5 protein-coding genes are annotated in these 5,751 nt (G+C 42.0%); 4 read left to right on the top strand and 1 reads right to left on the bottom strand.

Annotated features, from left to right (window positions below):
- Window positions 1-140 precede the first annotated feature (140 nt).
- Entirely contained in the window at window positions 141-1,622 is a 1,482-nt protein-coding gene (ilvC, locus tag G337_RS0118540; protein WP_028865206.1) for a ketol-acid reductoisomerase, read from the bottom strand.
- Between the two features lie 260 nt (window positions 1,623-1,882).
- On the opposite strand from ilvC, the gene G337_RS0118535 reads away from it, so the two are divergent.
- From G337_RS0118535 to G337_RS0118520, 4 genes are all read left to right on the top strand, one after another.
- Window positions 1,883-2,737: a sulfurtransferase gene (locus tag G337_RS0118535; RefSeq protein ID WP_028865205.1), complete on the top strand. Its 855-nt coding sequence runs from the start codon at window positions 1,883-1,885 to the stop codon at window positions 2,735-2,737.
- A 2-nt stretch (window positions 2,738-2,739) separates the two neighbouring features.
- A complete protein-coding gene (ilvY, locus tag G337_RS0118530) occupies window positions 2,740-3,621 on the top strand; it encodes an HTH-type transcriptional activator IlvY (protein WP_028865204.1) in 882 nt (293 codons plus the stop codon).
- Between the two features lie 31 nt (window positions 3,622-3,652).
- Window positions 3,653-4,009, top strand: coding sequence for a DUF6677 family protein (locus G337_RS0118525; RefSeq protein WP_028865203.1), 357 nt, complete (start codon window positions 3,653-3,655; stop codon window positions 4,007-4,009).
- A 323-nt stretch (window positions 4,010-4,332) separates the two neighbouring features.
- A complete protein-coding gene (locus G337_RS0118520; RefSeq protein ID WP_028865202.1) occupies window positions 4,333-5,619 on the top strand; it encodes a serine hydrolase domain-containing protein in 1,287 nt (428 codons plus the stop codon).
- Window positions 5,620-5,751: the final 132 nt, after the last annotated feature.

The raw sequence follows: 5,751 nt of genomic DNA, 5'->3' as shown, positions 1-5,751 counted from the left end.
AAGAAAACACCGAACGTTTCCACGTTCAGTGCTTTATATACCATCAAGGTACCCGTTAAGATATAAGCCTAAAATTGCTTAACCGAACGGCATTGAAGGAAAAACCTTAGCTTTTAAATACTAAAAACTAAATAGAAGTATTAAGAAGCTTCAACGATTGTTTTCATATCAGTCATATAGCCGCGTAGTTTCTTACCTACGATTTCTACCGGATGAGAACGAACTGCTTCATTAACTTCGATTAAACGCGCGTTATCAACAGAGTTAGATTTAACTGCTAAAGGTTTACCCAGCATTTCCGGGCTTAACGCTTTAACGAAATCGGCAAGTAACGGTTTAGCTGCATGGTCGAACAGGTAACAGCCGTATTCTGCAGTATCAGAGATAACAACGTTCATTTCGTAAAGTTTCTTACGTGCGATAGTGTTTGCGATAAGCGGTGTTTCGTGTAGAGACTCGTAGTAAGCAGACTCATCGATAATACCAGAAGCTGTCATTGCTTCGAATGCCAGTTCAACACCGGCTTTAATCATAGCCACAAGGAAGATACCGTTGTCGTAGAATTCCTGCTCATCAATTTCCATATCGCCGGCTGGTTGTTTTTCAAAACCAGTTTCAGCAGTTGCTGCACGCCATTTAAGCAGGTTAACGTCATCGTTAGCCCAGTCAGCCATCATAGTTGCTGAGAATTCACCTTCAATGATGTCATCCATATGTTTATTGAATAATGGACGTAAAATATCTTTAAGCTCTAAAGACATATCGTAAGCTTTGATTTTAGAAGGGTTAGACAGACGATCCATCATATTTGTGATGCCGCCGTATTTAAGGCCTTCAGTTACAGTTTCCCAACCGTACTGGATTAATTTAGATGCGTAACCCGGCTCTAAACCGTCAGCAACCATTTTTTCATAACCAAGGATTGCACCCGTCTGCAGCATTCCACATAGGATAGTCTGTTCACCCATCAGGTCAGATTTAACTTCAGCAACAAAAGAAGACATTAATACACCCGCACGATCACCGCCGGTTGCTGATGCGTATGCTTTAGCCCAGGCAAGACCGTGACCCTGCGGGTCGTTATCCGGGTGAACCGCGATTAGTGTTGGAACACCAAAGCCGCGCTTGTATTCTTCACGTACTTCAGAACCAGGGCACTTAGGTGCACACATAATAACAGTTAAGTCTTCACGAACCTGCATACCTTCTTCAACGATATTGAAACCGTGGGAGTAAGCCAGTGTTGCGCCTTCTTTCATAAGAGGCATAACCGCACCAACTACAGCAGTGTGCTGTTTGTCAGGTGTTAAGTTACAGATTAAATCAGCAGTTGGAATTAACTCTTCGTAAGTACCAACAGTGAAACCATTTTCTGTTGCATTTTTCCAGGACTGACGTTTTTCAGCAATTGCCGTGCCGCGTAATGTGTACGATACGTCAAGACCAGAATCTCGCATGTTTAAACCTTGGTTTAAACCTTGAGCACCACAACCTACGATAACTACTTTTTTGCCTTTCAGTGCTTCACAGCCTTCAGCAAATTCAGTACGGTCCATAAAACGACATTGACCTAATTGATGTAACTTCTCACGTAGAGGAAGGGTATTAAAGTAGTTAGCCATTGCAGGGCACTCCAAAAAATTAGTTAATAGGGATTAACGCAGGTAAAGTTGTTCTTTATCATTGTTTTGTATTTTCGAGAAGCACTATAGCGCATAACTTATATTGCGCAAAATGATATATTGGCAATGTTATATTGCATAAAATGAAATATACTAAACGTCCGGTGCAGTGTTTCAGGCAGCCTCGGCTGATTAGATAAATTTATAACGTATTCAAATAGATATTATTAAAACAGAAACATTAAAAAGAAGGAAATGTTATGTCGTCGTTAATATTACCCAGCCCGCTTGTTTCAGTTGACTGGTTAAAATCCCACATCAGTCATCCTGATTTAGTGCTTTTAGATGCCAGCTGGTTTATGCCGAATGTAAATCGTGACGGTCAGTTAGAATGGTTTAAAGAGCGCATTCCCGGCGCGTTGTTTTTTGACTTTGACCGGGAGGTTTGTAACCAGCATAGTGATCTTCCGCATATGATGCCCAGTGAGGCTGATTTTCAGCAGTCAGCGCAGAATTTAGGTATCAGGCAAAGCAGTACCATTGTGGTTTATGACAGCTTAGGTATTTTTTCCAGCCCTCGTGTCTGGTGGATGTTTAAAAGCATGGGCTTTAAGCAGATTGCAGTATTAGACGGCGGTTTACCCGCATGGAAAACCGCTGGTTTTACGATCGAAAGCGGCAATCAAATCAAACAGATAAACAAAGGTGATTTTATTGCTGATTATCAAAGTGCATTGATCTGTGATGCTGATGAAGTGCAGCTGGCAATACAAAATAGTGAGCAGGCGATTGTCGATGCCCGCCCGTCTGCAAGATTTTTAGCAGAAGTCCCGGAACCAAGAGCCGGTGTTCGTTCCGGTCATATGCCTAATGCTAAAAATCTGCCTGCTGCAGACATTCTTAAAGATCAGAAAATGCAGGATGCTTACCAGCTGGCACTGCTTTTTGAAGCCATTGCGCCGAAAAAGCAGCGTGTTATTTTCAGTTGTGGTTCTGGAGTGACCGCCTGTATTTTAGCATTAGGGGCTGAACTTGCCGGATATGAAGATTTATGTGTTTATGACGGTTCCTGGAGTGAATGGGGAAGCCGGGAAGACCTACCGGTTGTGCAGTAAATATGGATATTAAATCGTTACAGCTGTTTTTACATCTGGCAAACAGTCTGCACTTTTCTAAAACAGCACAGGCGATGCATGTCAGCCCCTCCACGCTCAGCCGCTGTATTCAGCGTATTGAAGATGAATTAGGGGCTGCTTTACTGATTCGTGATAACCGCTCGGTGGTATTAACTGAAGCGGGACTGCTCTTTAAGCACTATGCACTGCAGCAGGTTGAACAGTGGGCGTTATTAAAACGCTCCATTAACCAGACCAAAACTGAACTGGAAGGCGAAATTAATCTCTACTGTTCGGTAACTGCCGCTTACAGCCATCTGCCTCCTATTATCGAACGTTTTCGGCGTCTGCATCCTAAAGTTGAAATTAAACTGAGCACCGGGGACAGTGCGGTTGCGATTGAGCAGGTATTAGAGCATAAGGTGGATTTTGCGATAACTGCTTATCCCGATACATTTCCGGCACGTTTACACTTTATTCAGCTTGCTGAAATCCCCCTGTCGATTATAGGACCAACGACCCCCTGTGCGGTAACGCAGCAGATAAATATGGCTAATATAAACTGGAAAAATGTGCCGTTTATTTTGCCGGAGCACGGTCCAGTGCGCCGTCGTTTTGACAGCTGGTATCGGCAGCTGAAAGCAGGCAAGCCGTTTATTTACGCTAAAGTTGCCGGTCATGAAGCATTAATCAGTATGGTGGCTTTAGGCTGCGGTGTAGGTATTGCCCCTGATGTGGTGATTGAAAACAGCCCGGTACGAGAGCGTGTACAAAGCTTATTAACTGCCACGCGTCTGCAGTCCTTTGATTTAGGTGTCTGCTGCCATAAAACACGTTTAAATGAACCGTTAATCAGCGCATTTATCAGCTGTGTTGAAAGTTGATAAATGCTGTTTATAAGTAAAGAGAGTTTATATGAAAAAATCCACTAAAGCGCTGTTACTGTCGGCACTTTTATGTCCGGGAGCAGGGCACTTTTATTTAAAAAAATATATCAGCGGCTGTGTGTTAACCGGGGTTTTTATCAGTGCTCTTGTGGTTCTTACTGCTGATATCATCAATATCACCGAGCAGGTAACTGCGGAGCTTACAGCACAAATAAATGCAGGAAGCATAGCGTTAGATATAACCGCCTTAAGCGCTTTTTTAACTGAAAAACTGCAGGCTTTTGAAACTCAGCACCTTACTCAGATCTCTTATCTGTTAATGGCTTTATGGCTGGCGGCTGCTGCTGACGTCTACCGAATCGGGCGGAGAATAGATAAAAAATGAGAGCCGGATACATTTTATTTAAATAAATTTCTCAGCCTGTTTTTATCTGTTATCAGCTAAATCAATTGTGATTTCAATGATGTAAGTTGTTATTACAAACTCATACTTAGGTCTGTTGTTAAAGAACATTATATTTCAACATCAAACTGCTTGTATCAACAAAGGCTTGATGTCAAACTTGTTGACAATGGAGATGCAGGTACTGGTTGACGATTTAAAACAGTTTTTCTATAAGCTGAACCCTTTTTAGCTGATGGTTTTATTACTGGTACTGCTGACAATATTTTTTACACAAATTTAATTACTTCTATCTGGAGAAAGAGATGAAATCACTTATTCTGGCCGGTGCCGCCGTTTGTATGTTGTCTTTTAATATTCATGCCGCATCATATCATCAGGCCGATCAGGCCTTTATTAAACAATCAGAATCACTTGGTGTCAGCCAGTCTGTTTGGGACAGCGCTGAATATGCTGCAGTGAGTTTTCCTCATGCGTATAAATATACTTCTCATTACCGAATTAGTCGTGGTTTATTGGGTAGTGGTGAATCGGTATTGATGCCTGAGCAGTGGCAGGAAAGCCGTTTATTAGATATTACTCAGTTAACAGGTGTTGATGCAGACGGTGAGCATTCGCTTGATATTATCTTACGAGACAGATTAAAAAATCACAGCATGGTGGTATTAAAAGGTAATAAGTTAGCACATCAGCATTTTTATAACGGTTTAAATCAAGATTCAACCCATCTCGATATGTCAGTAACTAAATCATTTACTGCGATGCTGGCTGCTGTTGCTGTTGATGAAGGTAAACTGGATATGTCTAAAAAGGTTGAATATTACCTGCCGGAGATGAAAGGGACTGCATTTGAAGGGGTAACCATTCAGGAAGTGGCTGATATGCGCAGCGGTTTAAATATACCAACTCCTGAATTTCTATCCTGGGATCCGCGTCTAACCCAGTCACAAGACTGGCACGGTAAAAACGATTCCGGTTTACATGGGGCTAAAGCGTATCTCAAACTAGTCAAAGAACGTAAATATCCAATTGGTGAAAAATACCAGTATCAGGATCCCAATACAGAGCTGTTAGGTATGGTTGTTGAAAAAGCAGCTGGAGTTAAACTTGCAGATTACTTAGAAGCTGAAATCTGGAAACAAGTCGGTGCAGAAAACGATGTTTTCTGGATGTCAGGGCCTGATGGTTATGTGTCTGCGTCGGGTGGTTTAAATATGAGCACCCGTGATCTGGCTCGAATCGGCAAAGTGATTTTAAATGACGGCAAAAACTATGTCGGTGAGCAGGTAATTCCTAAGACATTTTTAGATGATATTTGGGCGGGTAATGAAAGCGTGAGAAGTGCCTGGGCAAAGGGTAAAGAGTCGCACCTTGCAGAAGACGGCTGGTATAAAGATCAATTCCGTGTAATTAATATCGATGGTCACAAAGTATTATATATGGTGGGTATCCACGGTCAGATTTTAGCGATGGAGAAAAGCAGCGGAGTGGTGATTGCTATGAACGGAGGTTATACACAAACTGAAACTCCTCGTATGGCCAACTTGATCTTTTATCAGGTTATTCCAGCTATCCTGGAGCAGTTAAAATAATAACAGCAGAGTATAAAGAGAAAAATGCCTGCATTATGCACAATGCCGTTCGGTTAAGCAATTTTAGGCTTATATCTTAACGGGTACCTTGATGGTATATAAAGCACTGAACGTGGAAACGTTCGGTGTTTT

The sequence above is a fragment of the Psychromonas aquimarina ATCC BAA-1526 genome, from assembly GCF_000428725.1.
GTDB classification, from domain to species: domain Bacteria; phylum Pseudomonadota; class Gammaproteobacteria; order Enterobacterales; family Psychromonadaceae; genus Psychromonas; species Psychromonas aquimarina.
The sequence above is the reverse complement of the archived record's forward strand: the minus strand, read 5'-3'. Positions and strand labels throughout refer to the sequence as shown.